Source organism: Acuticoccus kalidii (assembly GCF_021556395.1).
Lineage (GTDB): Bacteria > Pseudomonadota > Alphaproteobacteria > Rhizobiales > Amorphaceae > Acuticoccus > Acuticoccus kalidii.
In genome coordinates this window covers 327,308-345,359 of record NZ_JAKGCS010000015.1, presented here as the reverse complement: position 1 = coordinate 345,359, position 18,052 = coordinate 327,308, and the positions used below count along the sequence as shown (strand labels likewise).

Genomic DNA, 18,052 nt, shown 5'->3' with positions numbered 1-18,052 from the left:
GCTCGATCTACTCATCCTTGAAGCGATAGCCTACGCCATAGAGTGTCTCGATCATATCGAAATCATCGTCGACCTGCTTGAACTTCTTTCGCAAGCGCTTGATGTGGCTGTCGATGGTGCGATCGTCGACATAGACGTGGTCGTCGTAGGCGGCATCCATCAGCGCGTTGCGGCTCTTCACGACGCCGGGGCGCTGGGCGAGCGCGTGGAGGATCAGGAACTCGGTCACGGTGAGGACCACCGGCGACCCGTTCCAGGTGCAGGCATGGCGTTCCCCGTCCATCAACAGATTGCCGCGCTCGAGGATCCGGGCCGAGTTCGTTTCCTTCTCGGGTCCGGCCGAGCGGGCCTGAGCGCGCCGCAGAACGGCTTTGATGCGCTCCACCAGAAGCCGCTGGGAAAACGGTTTCCGGATGAAATCGTCCGCGCCCATTTTCAGGCCGAACAGCTCGTCGATCTCGTCGTCCTTCGAGGTGAGGAAAATCACCGGCAGGTCAGACGTTTGCCGAAGGCGGCGTAGAAGCTCGAGTCCGTCCATGCGCGGCATCTTGATGTCGAGCACCGCGAGATCGGGGGGATTGTTCGTCAGCGCCTCCAGCCCGGACGCGCCGTCGGTGTACGTGTCGACTTCGAAGCCCTCCGATTCCAAGGCAATCGACACACTGGTCAGGATGTTGCGGTCGTCGTCGACCAGCGCGATTGTTGTCATGGCTCGTCTGTTCCGTTTCTTGCCGCTTTCGGCCTCACGTCTGGTCTAGGAAATGGCTAGCAGTGTGGGGGAAATGTGGCAGATGGGTCGATAAACCGAAGTCGGACTGCGGACCCGACACTCAAAGACAGGTAACTAAGCCGTGAAACAAAACGAATTCGGCGAGGGAAATGCGGCCCTTTTGGCCCGCTCCCTCATGCGTACCGCACACGATAGCGCATTTGGCACATTGGACGCGAGTGGGGCGCCCAACGTGTCACATGTCGCTGTTGCGACGCTCGTCGAGGGGGATCCGATCATTCTCGTCTCCGACTTGGCCGTTCATACGGCGAATATAAAGCGTGATTCGCGCGCTTCGCTGCTTTTCGTCGCCGAAATGGGCGAAACTGCGGACACGAACACGCGCGCCCGTCTGACGCTGCGCGGCCGTGTCGCGCCGGTGGACGATGCCGCTGTCGCGCGAGACCGGTTCCTCCGGCGCCATCCGGATGCCGCGAATTATATCGACTTCTCCGACTTCCACCTTATGCGATTCGTGCCTGAGGCGGCCCATCTCGTCGCCGGCTTCGGCCGGATTCGCGATCTTCCCGTCGCGGCCTTGCGGGCGCCGCAGGAGGCGGCCGAGGCGCTGTCCAAAATGGACTCCGGCGGCTGCGCCCACATGAACGAGGACCATCTCGACGCGCTCGCCGTGATGGCCGAGGCGCTCGCCGGCCAGCCCGCCGGGCATTGGACGGCCGTGGGCATCGATCCGCAAGGGATCGACATGACGGACGGGACTCGGACCGTCCGGGTGGAGTATGACGAAGTGGTCGCCGACGGGCCGGGGCTTCGCTCGGCGCTGAAGCGGCTCGCCGATCGCGGGCGTGCGCTTCAGCGCGACGGTGCGCAGGAAGCCGCGTCTTGATCCGGCGCGACTGAATCGCGAGATCAAGGCATGCGGCGCGCCGGTTCGGATGCGCCGCTGCCCTCGTCCGAGCCGGTGCGGCCGGCGCGGACGCGACCGTTGGAGGATGGTGATGACAGGTTTGGCGATGGCGGGCGAAGACCCGCTGGACGTGGCCGAGCGTTGGCGCGCCGAAGGGCGCAAGGTTGCGCTCGCGACCGTGGTCGACACCTGGGGCTCGGCCCCGCGGCCGGTCGGCAGCCATCTCGTGATCGATGGCGAGGGGGCGTTCGAGGGGTCGGTCTCGGGCGGCTGCGTCGAGGGTGCGGTGGTGGCGGAGGCTGTGGATATCGCGGCCGGTGCGCCGGCGAGGCTCCTCGAATTCGGCATCGCCGACGAAACGGCGTGGGAGGTCGGCCTTTCCTGCGGCGGGACGATCCGCATCTATGTCGAGCCGCTCGACGGGGAGGCGGACGCGTGAAGCTCGCCGATCTCGCCGCCCTCAACGAGGCCCGCGCCAAACGGCGGACGGTCGCGGTGGTAACGCCGCTCGACGGCTCGCCCGGCCGTCTCGTCGCCGCTGCCGACGCCGCGTCCGATCCGCTCGCCGCGGAGCTCGGTCCGCGCTTCGCCTCCGGCAAGTCCGGCCGCGTCACGACCGACACGGGCGACGTTTTCATTCGCATTCACCGCCCCGCGCCGCGCCTCACGGTGATCGGCGCGGTCCACGTGACGCAGGCGCTCGCGCCGATGGCGACCGCGGCCGGCTTCGACGTGACGATCGTCGATCCCCGCACCGCCTTCGCGACGCCCGAGCGTTTCGGCGACTTCAACCTTCTGGCCGAGTGGCCGGACGCCGATCTCCTCGCGCTCGACGATCAGACCGCCGTCGCGACGCTGACGCACGATCCGAAGATCGACGATCCGGCGATCATCGCCGCGCTCGAGGCGGGCTGCTTCTATGTCGGTGCGCTCGGCAGTCGGAAAACGCACGCCAAGCGCGTCGATCGCCTCAAGGAGGCGGGCTTCGACGATGAGGCGATCGGGCGGATTCACGCACCGATCGGCCTTCCGATCGGCGCGGCCGCACCGGCGGAGATCGCCGTCGCCGTGCTCGCCGAGATCATCGAGGCGCTGCGCAAGGGTATGACGCCGCCCCCCGCGGTCCGCGCGGAAAAAGCGACCGCGGCGTGAAATTCGGCCCGGTTCCCGTCGCCGAGGCGGCGGGCGCGATCCTCGCGCATTCCCAGCGCACCGAGAGCGGTGTGATCCGCAAGGGCACCCGCCTCTCGCAGGCGGACGTCGAGAGCCTGCGCGCGGCCGGCATCGCCCATCCGGTCGTCGCCCGGCTCGACCCCGACGACGTCCACGAGGACGACGCCGCGCGGCGCCTCGCCGAGGCGGTCGCCGGCGCGGGCGTCACGCGCGACCGGGCGGACACCGGCCGCGCCAATCTCTTCGCCGCCCATAACGGCCTCGTCGCGGTGCGCGCCGCCGATGTCGACGCCTTCAACGCGGTCGACCCGGCATTGACCCTCGCGACGCTGCCGGCCTTCCAGCGCGTCACCAAGGGGCAGATGGTCGGAACGGTGAAGATCATTCCGTTCGCCGCGCCCGAGACGAGCGTCGCGGCCGCCATCGGCTCGCTGAATGGCGGCATCCTAGACGTGGCGCCATGGCGGATCCGGCGCGTCGCGGCGATCTCCACGACGCTGCCCTCCCTCAAGGAGAGCGTCATCGACAAGACGCTGTCGATCTTCGACCGCCGTCTCGCCGATCCGGGCGCCGTGATCGCGAGCGAGCGGCGCGTTCCGCATGCCGTCGAGCCGCTTGCGGAGGCCTTGCGCGATGCGGTCGCCAAGGCCGAGCTCTCGGTGGTCTTCGGGGCCTCCGCCGTGGTCGACGCGCACGATGTCATTCCCGCAGCGATCGAGGCGGCGGGTGGGCGGGTCATCCAGGTCGGGATGCCTGTCGATCCCGGCAATCTCCTGGTGCTGGGTGAGATCGGCGGCCATCCCGTGATCGGCGCACCCGGTTGCGCCCGCTCGCCGAAGGTGAACGGCTTCGATTTCGTGCTCGACCGGCTTCTCGCGGGCCTCACCGTGACGCCGGAGGACATCATGCGCATGGGCGTCGGCGGCCTCCTGGTGGAGACCGCCGTCCGGCCGCGACCGAGGCGAGGGACGATGGAAGACGGCAAGGCGGAGCATCCGGCGGCGATCATCTTGGCCGCGGGCCGGTCGAGCCGCATGGGGGCGGTGAACAAGCTCCTCGAAGAGGTGGGCGGGCGTGCGATGGTTCGTCGCGTCGCCGAGGCGGCGCTCGCGAGCCGTGCCGGTCCGGTGGTGGTCGTCACGGGCCACGAGGCCGAGCGCGTCGCCGCCGCGCTCGACGGCCTCGATGTGGTGTTCGTCCACAATGCGGACTATCCGGACGGCCTCTCCACCTCGCTGAGGGCCGGTCTCGGCGCGCTTCCGCCCGAGAGCGATTCCGCCATCATCCTTCTCGGCGACATGCCGTTGATCCGCGCCGGCGATATCGACCGCGTTCTCGCCGGCCTCGGCCGCAATGGGGCGCTGATCGCGATGGCGACGGCGAACGGGTCGCGCGGCAATCCGGTCGCCTGGTCGAACCGGCTTTTTCCCGAGCTTCGGGCGACCGAAGGGGACGCCGGCGGCCGGGCCCTTCTGTCGCGCTATTCCGACAGCGTGGTGGACGTCGAGATCGGGGATATCGCCTCGCTCGACGCCGATACGCCCACCGCCCTCGCCGCCGTGCGGGCGCGCGACGCGGGCTAACGCTCGGACGAGACTGGTGGAGCGACGATCGACCCGCCTTCCAAACCGTGCAAAGCCCTATATATAGAGTGTAACTTCTCGCAGAGCGCCGACCACCCCGTTAAAATGCTGGCGCAGCAACGATTCGGACACTGATGCAAGGCGAACCCCAGCCCCTCGTGGAAGAGTACGGTGCAGGCTCCATTAAGGTCCTCAAGGGCCTCGATGCGGTCCGCAAGCGACCCGGTATGTACATTGGCGACACCGATGACGGATCGGGTCTCCACCACATGGTGTACGAGGTCGTCGACAATGCGATCGACGAGGCCCTCGCCGGTCACGCCGACACCGTCTCCGTCATCCTGAACGCCGACGGCTCGGTGACGGTGAAGGACAATGGCCGCGGGATCCCGACGGATCTTCACCCGGAGGAGGGAATCTCCGCCGCCGAGGTGATCATGACGCAGCTTCATGCCGGCGGTAAATTCGACCAGAATTCATACAAGGTCTCCGGCGGTCTGCACGGCGTCGGCGTCTCGGTGGTGAACGCGCTCTCGTCCGAGCTCGATCTCACGATCTGGCGCGCCGGCCGCAAGCACCGCGTCCGTTTCGCGGACGGTGTGGCCCAGGAACCCCTCGCCGATATCGGCACCGCCGACGGCGAGACGGGGACCGAAGTGCGCTTCATGCCGTCGACGCAGACCTTCTCCGACATCACCTTCGATTTCGCCATCCTCGAAAAACGCCTGCGCGAGCTCGCCTTCCTCAATTCCGGCGTGCGCATCACGTTGCGCGACAATCGCGGCGTCGAGGCGCGCGAGGAGACGATGATCTATGACGGCGGCCTCCAGGCCTTCGTCGAATGGATGGATCGCTCGAAATCGTCGCTCTTTCCGAAGCCGATCACCTTCTCGGACGAGCGGGAGGGTGTCACCGTCGAAGTCGCGATGTGGTGGAACGACACGTATCATGAGAACGTGCTCTGCTTCACCAACAACATCCCGCAGCGCGATGGCGGCACCCATCTCGCCGGCTTCCGCGCGGCTCTGACGCGTCAGATCACCTCCTATGCCGACCAGAACGGCACCACCAAGAGGGAAAAGGTGACGCCCACCGGCGACGATTGCCGCGAGGGGCTCACCTGCGTTCTCTCGGTGAAGGTGCCGGATCCGAAATTTTCCTCCCAGACGAAGGACAAGCTCGTCTCCTCCGAGGTCCGCCCGGTGGTGGAGGGGCTCGTCAACCAGGGCCTGTCGATCTGGCTCGAGGAACACCCCCAGGAAGCGCGCATCATCGTCGCCAAGGTCGTCGAGGCGGCTTCGGCGCGCGAGGCGGCCCGTCGCGCGCGCGAGTTGACGCGCCGCAAAGGTGCGCTCGACATCGCCTCGCTGCCCGGCAAGCTCGCCGATTGCCAGGAGCGCGACCCGTCGAAGGCCGAACTCTTCCTCGTCGAGGGCGACTCGGCCGGTGGCTCGGCCAAACAGGGGCGCCATCGCGGCAATCAGGCGGTTCTGCCGCTGCGCGGTAAGATCCTCAATGTCGAGCGCGCCCGGTTCGACCGGATGCTCTCCTCGAACGAAATCGGGACGTTGATCACCGCGCTCGGCACCGGGATCGGCAAGGATGAGTTCAATCCCGAGAAGCTGCGCTATCACAAGATCATCATCATGACGGACGCGGACGTCGACGGCGCCCACATTCGCACGTTGTTGCTCACCTTCTTCTATCGCCAGATGCCGGATCTCATCGAGCGCGGCCATCTCTTCATCGCCCAGCCGCCGCTCTACAAGGTTCGCCGCGGCCAATCCGAGCAGTATCTGCACGATGACGAGGCGCTCGAGGACTATCTGACCAGTTCCGGCCTCGAAGACACGTCGCTCACTTTGTCGAACGGCGAGGTCCTGATCGGTCAGGATCTCGCGGACGTCACGGTGAAGGCGCGCGCTGTCGCCGATCTCCTGGACGGGCTCCACTCCCGCTATGACCGCAGCGTGATCGAGCAGGCGGCGATCGCCGGCGCGTTCGATCCCGAGGTGTTGGCGGGACCGGAATCGGCGGCGAAGGTGGCGCAGGTCGTCGCCGAGCGGCTCGATGCCATCGCCGAAGAGTATGAGAAGGGGTGGACCGGAACCGTCACCGAGGACGGTGGCCTCGCCTTTGAGCGCACCGTGCGCGGCGTGAAGGAGTTCAGCCCGGTCGACGCGGCGCTCCTATCGTCGGCCGATGCCAAGCGCCTGGCAGCCTACGCCAAGCACCTCGCGGAGACCTATAGCGGCGAGGCGACGCTGAAGCGCAAGGAGAAGGCGGTGACGGTGCACGGGCCCCGCGCCCTCGCGGAGAATGTCTTCGCCGCCGGCCGGCGCGGTCTCACGATCCAGCGCTATAAGGGGCTCGGCGAGATGAACGCCGATCAGCTCTGGGAAACGACGCTCGATCCGAATGCCCGCACCCTGTTGCAGGTGCGGATCTCAGAGGCGGACGATGCCGACGGCGTCTTCACCCGCCTCATGGGCGATGCGGTGGATCCGCGGCGCGAGTTCATTCAGGAAAATGCGCTCCAAGTCGCAAATTTGGACGTCTAAGAGACCTTGATCTCGAAAAATTTACCTCCAAGTCCACGAAAGCATTCAACCAAGGTTCAGTCTAGTACGTTCATATAGTCGTTACGAATGCCGACTCGGGTTTTTTAGGGCTCGGTCAGTCTAGGAGGTATGTCCATGTCAATTCATCGTATGCAACGCGTGGGCGCATGGGCGGGACTTGCCGCAGCCATGGCGTTTGCGATGCCGGTCTTGCCCGCGTCTGCCGCAACACCCGGTCAACCCACGGCGTTGACCATCACGCCGCAACTCGCCGCTCGGTATGAGGCGAAGCGCGTCGCCTCCGCCGAAGCCAGCGAAGGCCTCGTCCAGGTTGCGCAGAACAACAACGTCATTCGCCCGCAGCAGCGGCAGGCGAATCGGAACCAGGCGCAACGCCAGCGTCAGGCGAACCGGAACCAGGCGCAACGCCAGCGTGAGGCGAACCGCAACCAGGCACGGCGCCAGGGGCAGGTGAACCGCAACCAGGCTCAACGTCAGCGTCAGGTGAACCGCAACCAAGCCTATCGCAACCAGGCGTATCGGGATCGCGTCTATCACAACGGTCGCTGGTGGCGTTACAATAACGGCTACTATTACGACGACAATGGTGCTTGGCTCGCCGCCGGCGCGATCGGTCTCGCCGCGGGTGCGATTGCCGGCGCGGCGATTGCGAACCAGAACAACACCGTCGTGGTCGAGCAGCCGGGGGGCTATTACCCCGCGCCGTTCAGCTCCGACTGGTATCGCCAGTGTAGCATGAAGTATCGCTCGTTCCGCGCCAGCGACGGGACGTACCTCGGATATGACGGCGTGCGGCATCAGTGCCGGCTGCCTTAATGCTCTGATTGAGCAGGATACTGCGAAAAAGCCGGCCTCGTGGCCGGCTTTTTTGTTTGCCTAGTTGCGAGCGCCATAACCTGAACACAATTTAAAATCAACCTAGGAGAAACCAACGCCAAACGCGCTTTCTTTGGTTGCAAATGACCCGTAAATCCCGTAATACGTGTGTCATTCAACCGCCACGGGAGGTATGAGTTGCATGTCTAGCACCGCCGGTCATCATGCCGACCTATTGGTCGTCTTTGCGGCGCTCTCGGATGAGACGCGATTCGCGATCGTCAATCGCCTCCTTCGCGATGGTGAGCTTCCGGTCGGCGCGATTGCCGCCCCCTTCAGCGTGACCCCGCCCGCGATCTCCCGCCATCTCCGCGTTCTCGAAAGCGCCGGCCTGGTCGAACGCCGGATCGACCGCCAACGTCGGATGATCCGCGTCCGCCCCGAAGCGCTGGACGTCGTCAGCGAATGGTTGGGTGAGCAGACGGTGCCCTTCACCAAGCGCGCGATGGACGCGCGCCCAATGGCGCTTCACGCCTGATCCCAACGCCCCGCGAGGCGACGCCGCGGGGCCGGAAACCCCGCGACCGGGTAAAAGTCCCCGCTCCAGTCGATCGTGGGCTCACGGTGCGAGGTCGTGCGCCACCCTCTTCACGGCACGGCACGGCACGGCACGGCACGGCACGGCACGGCACGGCACGGCACGGCACGGCACGGCACGGTGAGGTGAGGGCGACGAAACGATCGAGGTTCGCGCTCGACGGGCGTCCCGAGACGGGCGACGGACGACGCGAAAAAGGTGAGGCTGCTGTACTTACCCATGGGGCGCGACAGCCCCTCAGCCGGCGCATATCACGTGGCGGCTCACCGCCGCGCCGGGCTACAACCCGCACCGCCCCCCGCGCCTGAAGCGACATGCCCCGAACGGCCGGCCATCAGGCGGTGCCGCCCCTCTCCGAGGGGGGCACTCCAGAATATCAATTTGTTGCCACAGGAGCCGCGGCCTAGACGCGAAGACGGCGGGAACCGCCGAAGCGGCCGACGGCGCGCGAGAGCGAGCGTCGCGGGCATGATGGTCGGCGCGCCGTCGATCGGTGGTTCGCAATCCACATCATGGGTGGAGTGGGATGAGGTGCCCCCGCTGCCTTGCGGTCAAAGCGGAGGGAGATCGGACCTCGAGGGCGACGTGCGCTTCGGGTCGGCGGCGGGACCCGAAGCGTCGTCTGGTCAATTCCCGAAGAGCGCGTCGTTCTGGTTCGCCTCGGCGGGTTTTTGCTGCTCGGCCTGCTGCTGCATGTTGCGGCGATAGAGCTGGACGAAATCGATCGGGTCGATCATCAGCGGCGGGAAGCCGCCATTGCGCACCGCATCCGCCACGATCTGGCGCGCGAACGGGAACAGCAGGCGCGGCCCCTCGATCAACAGGAACGGCTGAACATGCTCCGGCTTCATGCCGCCGACGCGAATGATGCCGGCATAATGAAGCTCGATCTGAAAGCCGATATTGTCGCCCTCGCCGGCCTTCGCCTCGAGCGTCAGCGTGACCTCGTAATCCTGCTGAGACAGCGCCTTCGCAGACACGTTCACGCCGATATTGATGGCCGGCGTTTCCTTGTTCTGGAGGGAGAGCGGGGCACGCGGGTTCTCGAAGGAGAGATCTTTCACGTACTGAGCAAGGACGCGCACGGTCGGCTGCGTGGCTTCGCCCGCTGCGGTGTTTTCCGTCGTCGTGCTGTCGCTCATAGTCGAAATCCGTTCGTTGGTAAGTTGTGGGGCACGTTGTGCCGGTCGCTAGCACGCACCATACGCGCAAACAAGCAAACCAAGTCGTTTGGTGGCCGCAACGTCACGACACCATGCGGACCCAACGGCCGCGCCCAAGGCTGAGCATGTGAAACTTGTCTGGTGAGGCGGTGCGGAAAACCCCGACGGCGTCCGACCATTCACCGCGACCCGCTTGCGGCCGATCACCCGATAAGGGATGCCTTTTCGGCGACCTTCGGCGACCTTCGGCGACCTTCGGCGACCTTCGGCGACCTTCGGCGACCTTCGGCGACCTTCGGCGACCTTCGGCGACCTTCGGCGACCTTCCGCAAGGCCGCCCGCCGCGTCGGACAAAGCGCAGGGGGCACAGCGTGGTCGGAGGCGCCTCGCGCCTCGCGCGGCTCACCGACGCGGCGGAACCCGCATCGATGGGAGCCCGAACGCGCAGGCCGTGCCGCCGCCGCGCGTCCGGTTCCGCCCATCGCCAGAGACTCGGATCGCCCTCGAGCGGTTCAGCTGTCCCGCCGCCACGGCGTTTCCGGGTCGGAATCGCGGGGGCCGTAGTCCGTCGTGTCGAGATCGATCGTCCGCTGACCTTCGCGGTATCCCCCCGTCGGACCGGCGGTGCCGGACACGGGATCCACGCGATAGACCTTCACCGACGAGGAGATCGAGCGCCACAGCCAGGTGCGTACCGCCGGGATGAACAGGAGGAAGCCGACCGTGTCGGTAATGAAGCCGGGCGTCAGCAGGAGCACGCCCGCGATTGCCACGGTCAATGCGTGACCGATCGACGCTGCCGGCACGCGACGCTCGCGAATATCGTCCTGCAGCCGCTGGAACGCCTGTAAGCCTTGCTGCTTCAACAGCGCCGCACCGATCACCGCCGTGATCACGACCAATGCAATGGTGGGAAGCACGCCGATCGCCTCGCCGACCACAAGAAAAACGGCGATCTCCGAGATCGGAATGATCAGCAGGAACGCAAACAATATGAGCCGCAGCACCAGGTTCACCTCTTTGTTTCGTGACGCTGAATATGGGACATTGGCTGGCGATTTCAGCGGTCGACCATAGACCCTGTGACATCGATTCGTTACGGTCGCTCTGGTCAGGCTCTCGATAGGCCTGTACGCGTACACATTATGTCTTATGTGAGATGTGTAAGCGTCCGACGGCCGGCGCGCCAAACGCAGTCGCTCCGAAATGAGCTGACAGGTACCCGTGGATGAGTGACTTCTTCGACATCTACAATCTGATGATCCTGGCGCTCGCTGTGGCGATCTTCCTGCGCTTGCGCAGCGTGTTGGGTCGCCGCACCGGGAACGAGCGCCCGCCCTACGACCCCTATGCGGCGAAGAGCGGCGAGCAGCGATCACGCGAGACGAGCCGCGACAATGTCGTGACGCTCCCCCGCCAGCCCTCGGCCGAGAGCGCGGGCGGCGGCGCGCCGCCCGACGTCGAGGCGCGGATCACGCCGGTCGCCGCCAAGGGCACGCCGCTCTACGATGCGCTGCACGACATCATCAGCGCCGATCCGAGCTTCGAGCCGAAGCGCTTCCTCGAAGGCGCCTCGATGGCCTACGAGATGGTCGTCACGGCCTTCGCGACCGGCGACCGCGACACGCTGCGCCCCCTCCTCTCGCCCGAAGTGTTCGACGGCTTCGACGCCGCCATCACGGAGCGCGAACGGAGCGGACAGTCGATGTCGACGACGCTGATCGGCATCGAGAAGATCGCGATCAGCGACGCCTCGCTGAAGGGCGACGCCGTCCGCGTCACCGTGCGCATCGAGAGCGAGATGATCACCGCCACCTACGACAAGGCCGGCGAACTCGTCGACGGCGACCCCAACAAGGTCGTGGACGTGGTGGATGTGTGGACCTTCGAGCGTCGCGTGACGTCGCCCGACCCGAATTGGGCGCTCGTCGCGACCGAATCGGCGTGAGTGCGGCGATCGGGGCTCCATTTGAACGACTCGGCCACGGCGCGAACCGCCGTCGCCTTCGCCGACCTTCCCGGCTGGGACGCGGCCGAGGCTGAAGCTCTCCTCAACGGCCTCGCCCGACATCTGCCGCCCGCAGTGCGCGAGCGGCCGCATCAGGCGCGGTGGCTCGGCCTCCTCGCCGATCGGCTGGCGCGCCCCATCCGCGCGCCGCGTGCCTTCGTGGAGGAGACGTTCGTTCCCCTCCGCATCGAAGCCCCCGGCTTCCTCACCGGTTATTATGAGCCGATGATCCGTGCCTCGCGCGTGCGCGAGGGCGCCTTCCAGACACCGCTTTACCGCCGCCCGCCGGACCTCGTCCGGGTCACCCCGCCGCGCGCGGATCTTCCGGGAGACGGCACCTTCGCGCGCCGTCTCGCCGACGGTCGCCTCGTCCCGTACCCCGATCGCGGCGCGATCGCCGCCGGCGCACTCGACGGAATGGGCCTCGAGCTCGCCTTCTTCGCGGATCCGGTCGACGCCTTTTTCGCGCAGATCCAAGGCTCGGCCCGCCTGGTCTTCCCCGACGGAAGCGAGACGCGGATCGGCTATCACGGCAAGACGGGCCATCCTTATACGGCGATCGGCCGCGTCATGATCGACCGGGGCCTGTTGCCGGACGGTGGCGCGACGATGCAGACGATCCGCGCCGCCCTCGCCGCCGCGCCCGAGCGCATCGCCGAAATCCTCGGTGCCAACCACTCTTATGTCTTCTTCCGCGAGCGGCCGTCGATGGGGCCGGAGGCCGGGCCGATCGCGGGGGGCGGTGTGCCGCTCATCCCGATGCGCAGCCTTGCCGTGGATCGCGCCCATATCGGCCTCGGCACGCCCGTCTTCGTGGAGACGACATTGCCCCGCAGCGGCCCCCACAACGGCATCACGATCGCCGAGGACACCGGCTCGGCGATCGTGGGGCCGGCGCGCGGCGATCTCTTCATCGGGAGCGGGGACGCGGCGGGCGCCATCGCCGGGGAGTTGAAGTCGGCGGCGCGCCTCACCCTCATCGTGCCGCGACGGGCGCTGGTATGAAGAAGCGCACCCTCCGGGAGAGCGAGAAGAGCCTTTGGGAGAAGGTCGCGCAAACGGTCTCGCCCCTTCGCCCGCATGCCGAAAAGCCGAAGGCAAAGGCGGCGGCGGCCGACACCGCCGCCGCGCCGCCATCCGAAGCGGCGCATGCGCCGGCGCCGTCCCCCCCGTCACCGGCGAGCCTTCCGGCGAAGAGCGCCAAGACCAAGCGCAAACCGCCGAGCGCCGGCGAGATCGACCGCAAGACGCGGCGCAAGATCTCCCGTGGCACGCTTGCGATCGACGCCCGGATCGATCTCCACGGCATGACGCAGGAGGAGGCCGAACGGGCGCTGATCCGGTTCATCGATTCGTGTTCCGGGCGCGGCCTCCGGGTGGTGCTCGTCATCACCGGCAAGGGGCAGGGCGGGGAGGGGCGCGGCATCCTGCGGCGCAGCGTCCCGGTCTGGCTGACGCGCCAGTCGCTTACCCGTCACGTGGTGAGCTTCAGTCCCGCCGGGCCGACCCACGGCGGCGACGGTGCGCTCTATGTTCGGCTGAGGGTCGGCGGCGGTCGCTGAGGCGGGGCGAGCCGGGCGGACGCGCGACGCGCCCCGAAACGGTCAGCGGACGCCGAGCTTCGCCTCCGTGCGCTCCAGGATCAGCGGGATGACGATATCCTCTTCATCGTCGAGATGACGCACGAGGCCGACGAGGGCGCGGTCGAGAACGCCCGCCAGCGTGTCCCCCGCGCGGGCCGCGTCGCCTCCGCCATAAAGCGCCTTTTGAAGCCCCTGACCGTTGGCGGCGATCTCGTGGATCAGCCCGTCGATCACGTGGTGGTCGGCGTCGAGAATCTCGAAGCCCTTGGCGAGGCGGGCATCCGCGGCCTGAAAGACCGGGAAATAATGCTGATCCTCGATCGCGTGATGCCCGTGCAGCTCGTTGAGGAACATGTTGATGCGCGGGGCGAACCAGCGGAAATACGGGTCCGCCGCGATCCGCCCTTCGCGAAAGTCGAGCGTGCCTTTGGCGACGGCGGCGCCGAGCTCACGGAACATGGCGTGCCGCTCGAGCCAGAAGGCGGCCATCGCGCCGAGATTGTCGTGCGTGGCCCAGGTCGGGCGTGGATGGGCGGCCCGCATCACGGCGATCTCGTCCGGCAGCGATCGCCGCTTGAAGAGGTCGAACGGATCCGTCTCGCCCGGCGCCATGATTACCCGACGAAGCCGACGACGCGCTTGACGTCCGCGAGGATCGGGTCGGCGATCGTCGCCGCCCGCTCCGCGCCGGAGCGCAGGATCGCGTCGAGATGCGCCTCGTCGGCGACGAGGCGGCGCATTTCGTCGTTGATCGGGGCGAGCACGGTCACCGCGAGGTCGGCGAGCGCGGGCTTGAAGGAGGAGAACATCGCGCCGCCATACTCGGCGAGGACGTCGGCCTTCGTCGTCTCGGCGAGGGCGGCGTAGATGCCGACCAGATTGTCCGCCTCGGGGCGGCCTTCGAGGCCTTTGGTCTCGGAGGGGAGGGCGTCGGGGTCCGTCTTCGCCTTGCGGACCTTCTGCGCGATCGTGTCGGCATCGTCGGTGAGGTTGATGCGCGAATTGTCGGAGACGTCGGACTTCGACATTTTCTTCGAGCCGTCGCGCAGGCTCATCACGCGCGTCGCCGGGCCCTGGATGATGGGCTCGGTCATCGGAAAGAGTCCGTCTTCATAGCCGAGCGCGGCGAGCCGCTCGCCATAATCGAAGTTGAATTTCTGGGCGATGTCGCGGGTCAGCTCGAGGTGCTGCTTCTGGTCTTCGCCGACCGGAACGTGCGTCGCCTGGTAGGCGAGGATGTCGGCCGCCATGAGGCTCGGATAGGCGAAGAGGCCGACCGAGGCGTTTTCGCGGTCCTTCCCGGCCTTTTCCTTGAACTGCGTCATGCGGTTCAGCCACCCCATCCGCGCGACGCAATTGAAGATCCAGGCGAGTTCGGCATGGGCCGAGACGCGGCTCTGGTTGAAGACGATGTTGCGCTCGGGGTCGATCCCCGCGGCGAGGAAGGCGGCGGTGACGTGCCGCGTCGCCTTCGCGAGCTCCTCGGGGTCCTGCCACACGGTGATCGCGTGGAGATCGACCACGCAATAGAGGCACGGATAGGACTCCTGCATGGCAACGAAGCGCCGGATGGCGCCGAGATAGTTGCCGAGATGGAGGCTGCCGGTCGGCTGCACGCCGGAGAAGACGCGGGGGGTGAAGGCCACGGGACGCTCATCGCTCGGGGGAATGTGCGCGTCTTATATCGCGGGGGGCGAAGACGGCAACCTTTCCGTGGCGCGGCGGGCCATATCGGCGTCCGGCGGCGCGGTATGAAAAAAGGCGGCGGGTTGCCCCGCCGCCTTTTGAATTGCGCCCGTCATGGCGACGGGAGCGGCCGAATCGTCGATCAGGCCGGCTTCTGGAAGATGTTGATGCCGAACCAGAGATTCCCGGCATCGGCGGCCTTCACCCAATGGTCGAGGCCGACCGCCATGTTCTCGATGTAGCCGGCGGACACGCCATTGTCGCGCAGCTTGTCGGCGTTCGCCGTCAGCTCTTCGAGGACGCGGGCATAGTGGGCGCGCAGATTGTGAGTCTGCTCCTCCTGCGCGATCGTCGTGAAGCCCGCCGCTTCGGCCGCCTCGCGATAGAAGCGCTTGGAGCCGAGATCGTTGAGCTGCAGACGGTTGTAGACCGGCTTGAGATCGCTCGGGGACACATCGTCCGCCTGGCACGGGTCGGTGAAGATCATGTAGCCGCCCGGCTTCAGCACCCGGTAGGCCTCTTCGAGGACCTTCGCGCGGTCCGCCGAGTGCAGGATCGCGTCCTGGCTCCAGACGACGTCGAAGCTCTCGTCCTCTTCCGGCACGTTCTCGAACACGCCGTGCTTCACCGAGATCTTGTCGGCGAGACCCGCACGGCGGATGTGGTGGCGATTGCGGTCGTTCTGCGTGTCGGAGATGTTGAGGCAGACGGCCGAGCAGCCGGTGCGCTTCACGAGGCGCCGCATCGCGCCGCCATAGCCGGCGCCGAAGTCGATGACGCGGGCGTCGGGGCCGAGATTGGGGAGCCGGTCCGCCATCGTGTCGACGGTGGTGTCGCTCGCCTCGCGGATGTTCTTCGTGTTGTCGTAGAGACCGACGTGAAGGTCTTCACCGCCCCAGATCGTGAAATAGAACGTATCGGCGTCGTCACTGTCGTAATAGGTCTCGGTGACGTCGCGGATATCGGTCTCGCCCTCGGCGAGGACGCCGCCCCACTTCGCGATCTTCATCGCCGACTTCTCGGCGACATGGACGAAGAAGTCCGGTTCGGCTTCCTGGTACGTTTCCTGGAAGTCGCCGTAGGTGCGGACGCGCTGGAAGCCGGCCTCGTGCAGCAGGCGGCGCGTATAATTCTTACGGATCGGGCACATGTTGAGCGTGTACTCGGACCCGTCCGGGAAGTTGTACTGCATCCGCAGGAGGCCCTCGTCGATGTGGGCCGGCTCCGCGGTGACCTGATCGCCGCAATAGTAGAACTTGTGCTTCGACGAGAACCCGTGGTCGAGCATCTGATCGTAGTTGCGCTGGTCGAGGATCAGGATGCCGTCGTGCTTGAGCGCGGCATAGAACTCGGCAAGGACGCGGCGGCGGTCGGACTCGTCGTGCAGGTGGGTGAACGAGTTGCCGAGACAGATGATGGCGTCATACTTGCCATTGATGTCCCGATTGAGCCAGCGCCAGTCGGCCTGCACGGTCTTCATGATGAGGCCGCGCGCCGTGGCGTTGGTGAAGGCCTTGGCGAGCATCGCGGCCGAGCCGTCGGCGGAGGTCACCTGAAAGCCGGCCTCGGTGAGGCTGACGGAGTGAAATCCGGTGCCGGTCGCGACGTCGAGCACCGATTCTTTTCCGCGGGCGCGGAGAATGTCGATGAAGAACTGACCCTCGCTCTGGGCGCGGGCCTTCCAGTCGATCAGCTCGTCCCACTTATCGACGAAGGACATGATATATTCGTTGCGATAGTGGTCGGTATCCCGATCGCCGAGCGGGTCGTCGCCATAGACTTGGCTCTGCATCTGAAGGTCGGCGTTGCGGCTTTCGGTCCGGGCCTCAGTCATGAATGGGTCCTCCTTTGCGCGGTTCTCCCGCGCGGTTGGCCAATGAGGATACGAGCGGACGCTGGAACGTCCTCTCGGCCCCGCAGGCAAATTTCATGGGCGCATGGCTAAGCGGCGCAGGGTGCACCGGCAGGAGAGGGCCGTGGATGGGGCCCTCGGAAAATCGCTCGCCAGCCGGAGCCGGAGCCGCCAACCTCACGTCAAAAAGACAGGCGGCGAGAGCGAACCACGCGCGTCGTGAGTTGGGCGCATCCTAACCACCGACGACGACATTTCAATGATGTTCTCAGAAACGGTCTGAAACCCGCGGAAAGCGGTACTTTTTCTGATGTTGCGTCCTACATTCCGAACATGGCCTTGGACCCCACACTGATCTTGACCCCGGAGGGCCTTTATTGTCCGCCGGGCGATTTCCACATCGATCCCGTCCGGCCAGTGCCGCGCGCCGTGATCACGCATGGCCACGCCGATCACGCACGGCGCGGCCATGGCAGCGTGCTCGCGACGGAGGAGACGCTCGCCATCATGGCGGTGCGCTATGGCGAGGACTTCACCGATCGGCGCCAGGGCGCGCCCTATGGCGAGGCCATCCCGGTGAACGATGTGCGCGTGAGCCTGCATCCGGCGGGCCACGTGCGCGGATCGGCCCAGATCCTGATCGAGCATCGTGGGCGGCGCGCCGTCGTCTCCGGCGACTATAAGCGGCAGACCGACCCGACGGCGGCGCCGTTCGAGCTCGTGCGGTGCGATCTCTTCGTGACCGAGGCGACCTTCGCGTTGCCGGTCTTCCGGCATCCCGACGCCGAAAGCGAGATCGAAAAGCTGGTGCAGTCGACGCGGCTTTTCCCCGAGCGGCCACATCTCGTCGGCGCATACGCGCTCGGCAAGGCGCAGCGGGTTCTCGCGCTGATCCGGCAGGCCGGGTACGATCGGCCGATCTATCTCCATGGCGCGCTGCAGCGGCTGACCGATCATTATATCGCGGGTGGCTGCGATTTCGGGACGCTTCATCCGGTGAAGGGCGTCGACCGGAAATCCCTCGCCGGCGAGATCATCCTCGCCCCGCCCTCCGCATTGGCGGATCGCTGGGCGCAGAGCTTCGGCGATCAGGTGACGGCGTTCGCCTCCGGCTGGATGCGGGTGCGCGCACGGGCGCGCCAGCGGGGCGTCGAGCTCCCCCTCGTGATCTCGGACCACGGCGATTGGGAAGACCTGTGCACCACCATCGTCGAGACCGGGGCGGAGGCCGTGTGGGTGACGCACGGCCAAGAGGACGCGCTGTGCCACTGGGCGGCGAACGAAGGGATCGACGCGCGCCCGCTGCGGCTTCTCGGCTATGGGGACGGAGACGACGGAGAGGCCGACTTGTCGGCCGAGTGAGACCGCGCC

General features: G+C 66.5%; 17 protein-coding genes. 11 read left to right on the top strand and 6 right to left on the bottom strand.

The window, feature by feature from the left end; all coding sequences use genetic code 11:
• Positions 1 to 7: 7 nt before the first annotated feature.
• Positions 8 to 709, bottom strand: coding sequence for a response regulator transcription factor (locus L1787_RS09615; protein ID WP_235708586.1), 702 nt, complete (start codon positions 707 to 709; stop codon positions 8 to 10).
• Between the two features lie 142 nt (positions 710 to 851).
• Here L1787_RS09615 and L1787_RS09610 point away from each other — a divergent pair, with 142 nt between their 5' ends.
• The 7 genes from L1787_RS09610 to L1787_RS09580 all read left to right on the top strand — a co-directional run bounded on the left by L1787_RS09610 (position 852) and on the right by L1787_RS09580 (position 8,329).
• Positions 852 to 1,616 (top strand): HugZ family pyridoxamine 5'-phosphate oxidase, encoded by a 765-nt coding sequence (locus tag L1787_RS09610; RefSeq protein ID WP_369415079.1) that lies wholly within the window; start codon positions 852 to 854, stop codon positions 1,614 to 1,616.
• Positions 1,617 to 1,728: 112 nt separating this feature from the next.
• The gene (locus L1787_RS09605) at positions 1,729 to 2,076 is read left to right on the top strand and encodes an XdhC family protein (protein WP_235708584.1); all 348 of its coding nucleotides are present in this window, start codon (positions 1,729 to 1,731) and stop codon (positions 2,074 to 2,076) included.
• A complete protein-coding gene (locus L1787_RS09600) occupies positions 2,073 to 2,789 on the top strand; it encodes an XdhC family protein (protein WP_235708583.1) in 717 nt (238 codons plus the stop codon). Before L1787_RS09605 ends, L1787_RS09600 begins: the two co-directional genes overlap by 4 nt.
• Positions 2,786 to 4,393 carry an NTP transferase domain-containing protein gene (locus tag L1787_RS09595; protein WP_235708582.1) on the top strand — a complete coding sequence of 536 codons (1,608 nt, stop codon included), beginning with the start codon at positions 2,786 to 2,788 and terminating at the stop codon, positions 4,391 to 4,393. Before L1787_RS09600 ends, L1787_RS09595 begins: the two co-directional genes overlap by 4 nt.
• Before the next feature lie 134 nt (positions 4,394 to 4,527).
• Positions 4,528 to 6,954, top strand: a complete 2,427-nt coding sequence (gene gyrB / locus L1787_RS09590) for a DNA topoisomerase (ATP-hydrolyzing) subunit B (RefSeq protein ID WP_235708581.1) — start codon at positions 4,528 to 4,530, stop codon at positions 6,952 to 6,954.
• Between the two features lie 135 nt (positions 6,955 to 7,089).
• Positions 7,090 to 7,791 carry a BA14K family protein gene (locus L1787_RS09585; RefSeq protein WP_235708580.1) on the top strand — a complete coding sequence of 234 codons (702 nt, stop codon included), beginning with the start codon at positions 7,090 to 7,092 and terminating at the stop codon, positions 7,789 to 7,791.
• A gap of 202 nt (positions 7,792 to 7,993) precedes the next feature.
• Complete coding sequence (locus tag L1787_RS09580; protein ID WP_235708579.1) at positions 7,994 to 8,329, top strand: ArsR/SmtB family transcription factor; 336 nt, start codon at positions 7,994 to 7,996, stop codon at positions 8,327 to 8,329.
• 686 nt (positions 8,330 to 9,015) lie between these two features.
• Here L1787_RS09580 and secB read toward each other — a convergent pair.
• Positions 9,016 to 9,531 carry a protein-export chaperone SecB gene (gene secB, locus L1787_RS09575; RefSeq protein WP_235708578.1) on the bottom strand — a complete coding sequence of 172 codons (516 nt, stop codon included), beginning with the start codon at positions 9,529 to 9,531 and terminating at the stop codon, positions 9,016 to 9,018.
• 533 nt (positions 9,532 to 10,064) lie between these two features.
• The gene (locus tag L1787_RS09570; protein WP_235708577.1) at positions 10,065 to 10,568 is read right to left on the bottom strand and encodes an FxsA family protein; all 504 of its coding nucleotides are present in this window, start codon (positions 10,566 to 10,568) and stop codon (positions 10,065 to 10,067) included.
• 212 nt (positions 10,569 to 10,780) lie between these two features.
• On the opposite strand from L1787_RS09570, the gene L1787_RS09565 reads away from it, so the two are divergent.
• Genes L1787_RS09565 through L1787_RS09555 form a run of 3 tightly spaced genes read left to right on the top strand, consistent with a single transcriptional unit; the run spans position 10,781 to position 13,122 of the window.
• Positions 10,781 to 11,500 (top strand): Tim44/TimA family putative adaptor protein, encoded by a 720-nt coding sequence (locus L1787_RS09565; RefSeq protein ID WP_235708576.1) that lies wholly within the window; start codon positions 10,781 to 10,783, stop codon positions 11,498 to 11,500.
• A gap of 21 nt (positions 11,501 to 11,521) precedes the next feature.
• Complete coding sequence (gene mltA, locus L1787_RS09560) at positions 11,522 to 12,565, top strand: murein transglycosylase A (RefSeq protein WP_235708575.1); 1,044 nt, start codon at positions 11,522 to 11,524, stop codon at positions 12,563 to 12,565.
• Positions 12,562 to 13,122 (top strand): Smr/MutS family protein, encoded by a 561-nt coding sequence (locus tag L1787_RS09555; protein ID WP_235708574.1) that lies wholly within the window; start codon positions 12,562 to 12,564, stop codon positions 13,120 to 13,122. Before mltA ends, L1787_RS09555 begins: the two co-directional genes overlap by 4 nt.
• Before the next feature lie 42 nt (positions 13,123 to 13,164).
• Here L1787_RS09555 and L1787_RS09550 read toward each other — a convergent pair whose 3' ends face one another.
• The 3 genes from L1787_RS09550 to L1787_RS09540 form a co-directional block, all read right to left on the bottom strand.
• Complete coding sequence (locus L1787_RS09550; protein WP_235708573.1) at positions 13,165 to 13,755, bottom strand: hemerythrin domain-containing protein; 591 nt, start codon at positions 13,753 to 13,755, stop codon at positions 13,165 to 13,167.
• A gap of 2 nt (positions 13,756 to 13,757) precedes the next feature.
• The gene (gene trpS, locus L1787_RS09545; protein WP_235708572.1) at positions 13,758 to 14,789 is read right to left on the bottom strand and encodes a tryptophan--tRNA ligase; all 1,032 of its coding nucleotides are present in this window, start codon (positions 14,787 to 14,789) and stop codon (positions 13,758 to 13,760) included.
• Between the two features lie 182 nt (positions 14,790 to 14,971).
• The gene (locus L1787_RS09540) at positions 14,972 to 16,663 is read right to left on the bottom strand and encodes a glycine/sarcosine N-methyltransferase (RefSeq protein WP_235708571.1); all 1,692 of its coding nucleotides are present in this window, start codon (positions 16,661 to 16,663) and stop codon (positions 14,972 to 14,974) included.
• 351 nt (positions 16,664 to 17,014) lie between these two features.
• On the opposite strand from L1787_RS09540, the gene L1787_RS09535 reads away from it, so the two are divergent.
• Complete coding sequence (locus L1787_RS09535) at positions 17,015 to 18,043, top strand: ligase-associated DNA damage response exonuclease (RefSeq protein ID WP_235708570.1); 1,029 nt, start codon at positions 17,015 to 17,017, stop codon at positions 18,041 to 18,043.
• The last annotated feature ends 9 nt before the right edge of the window (positions 18,044 to 18,052 follow it).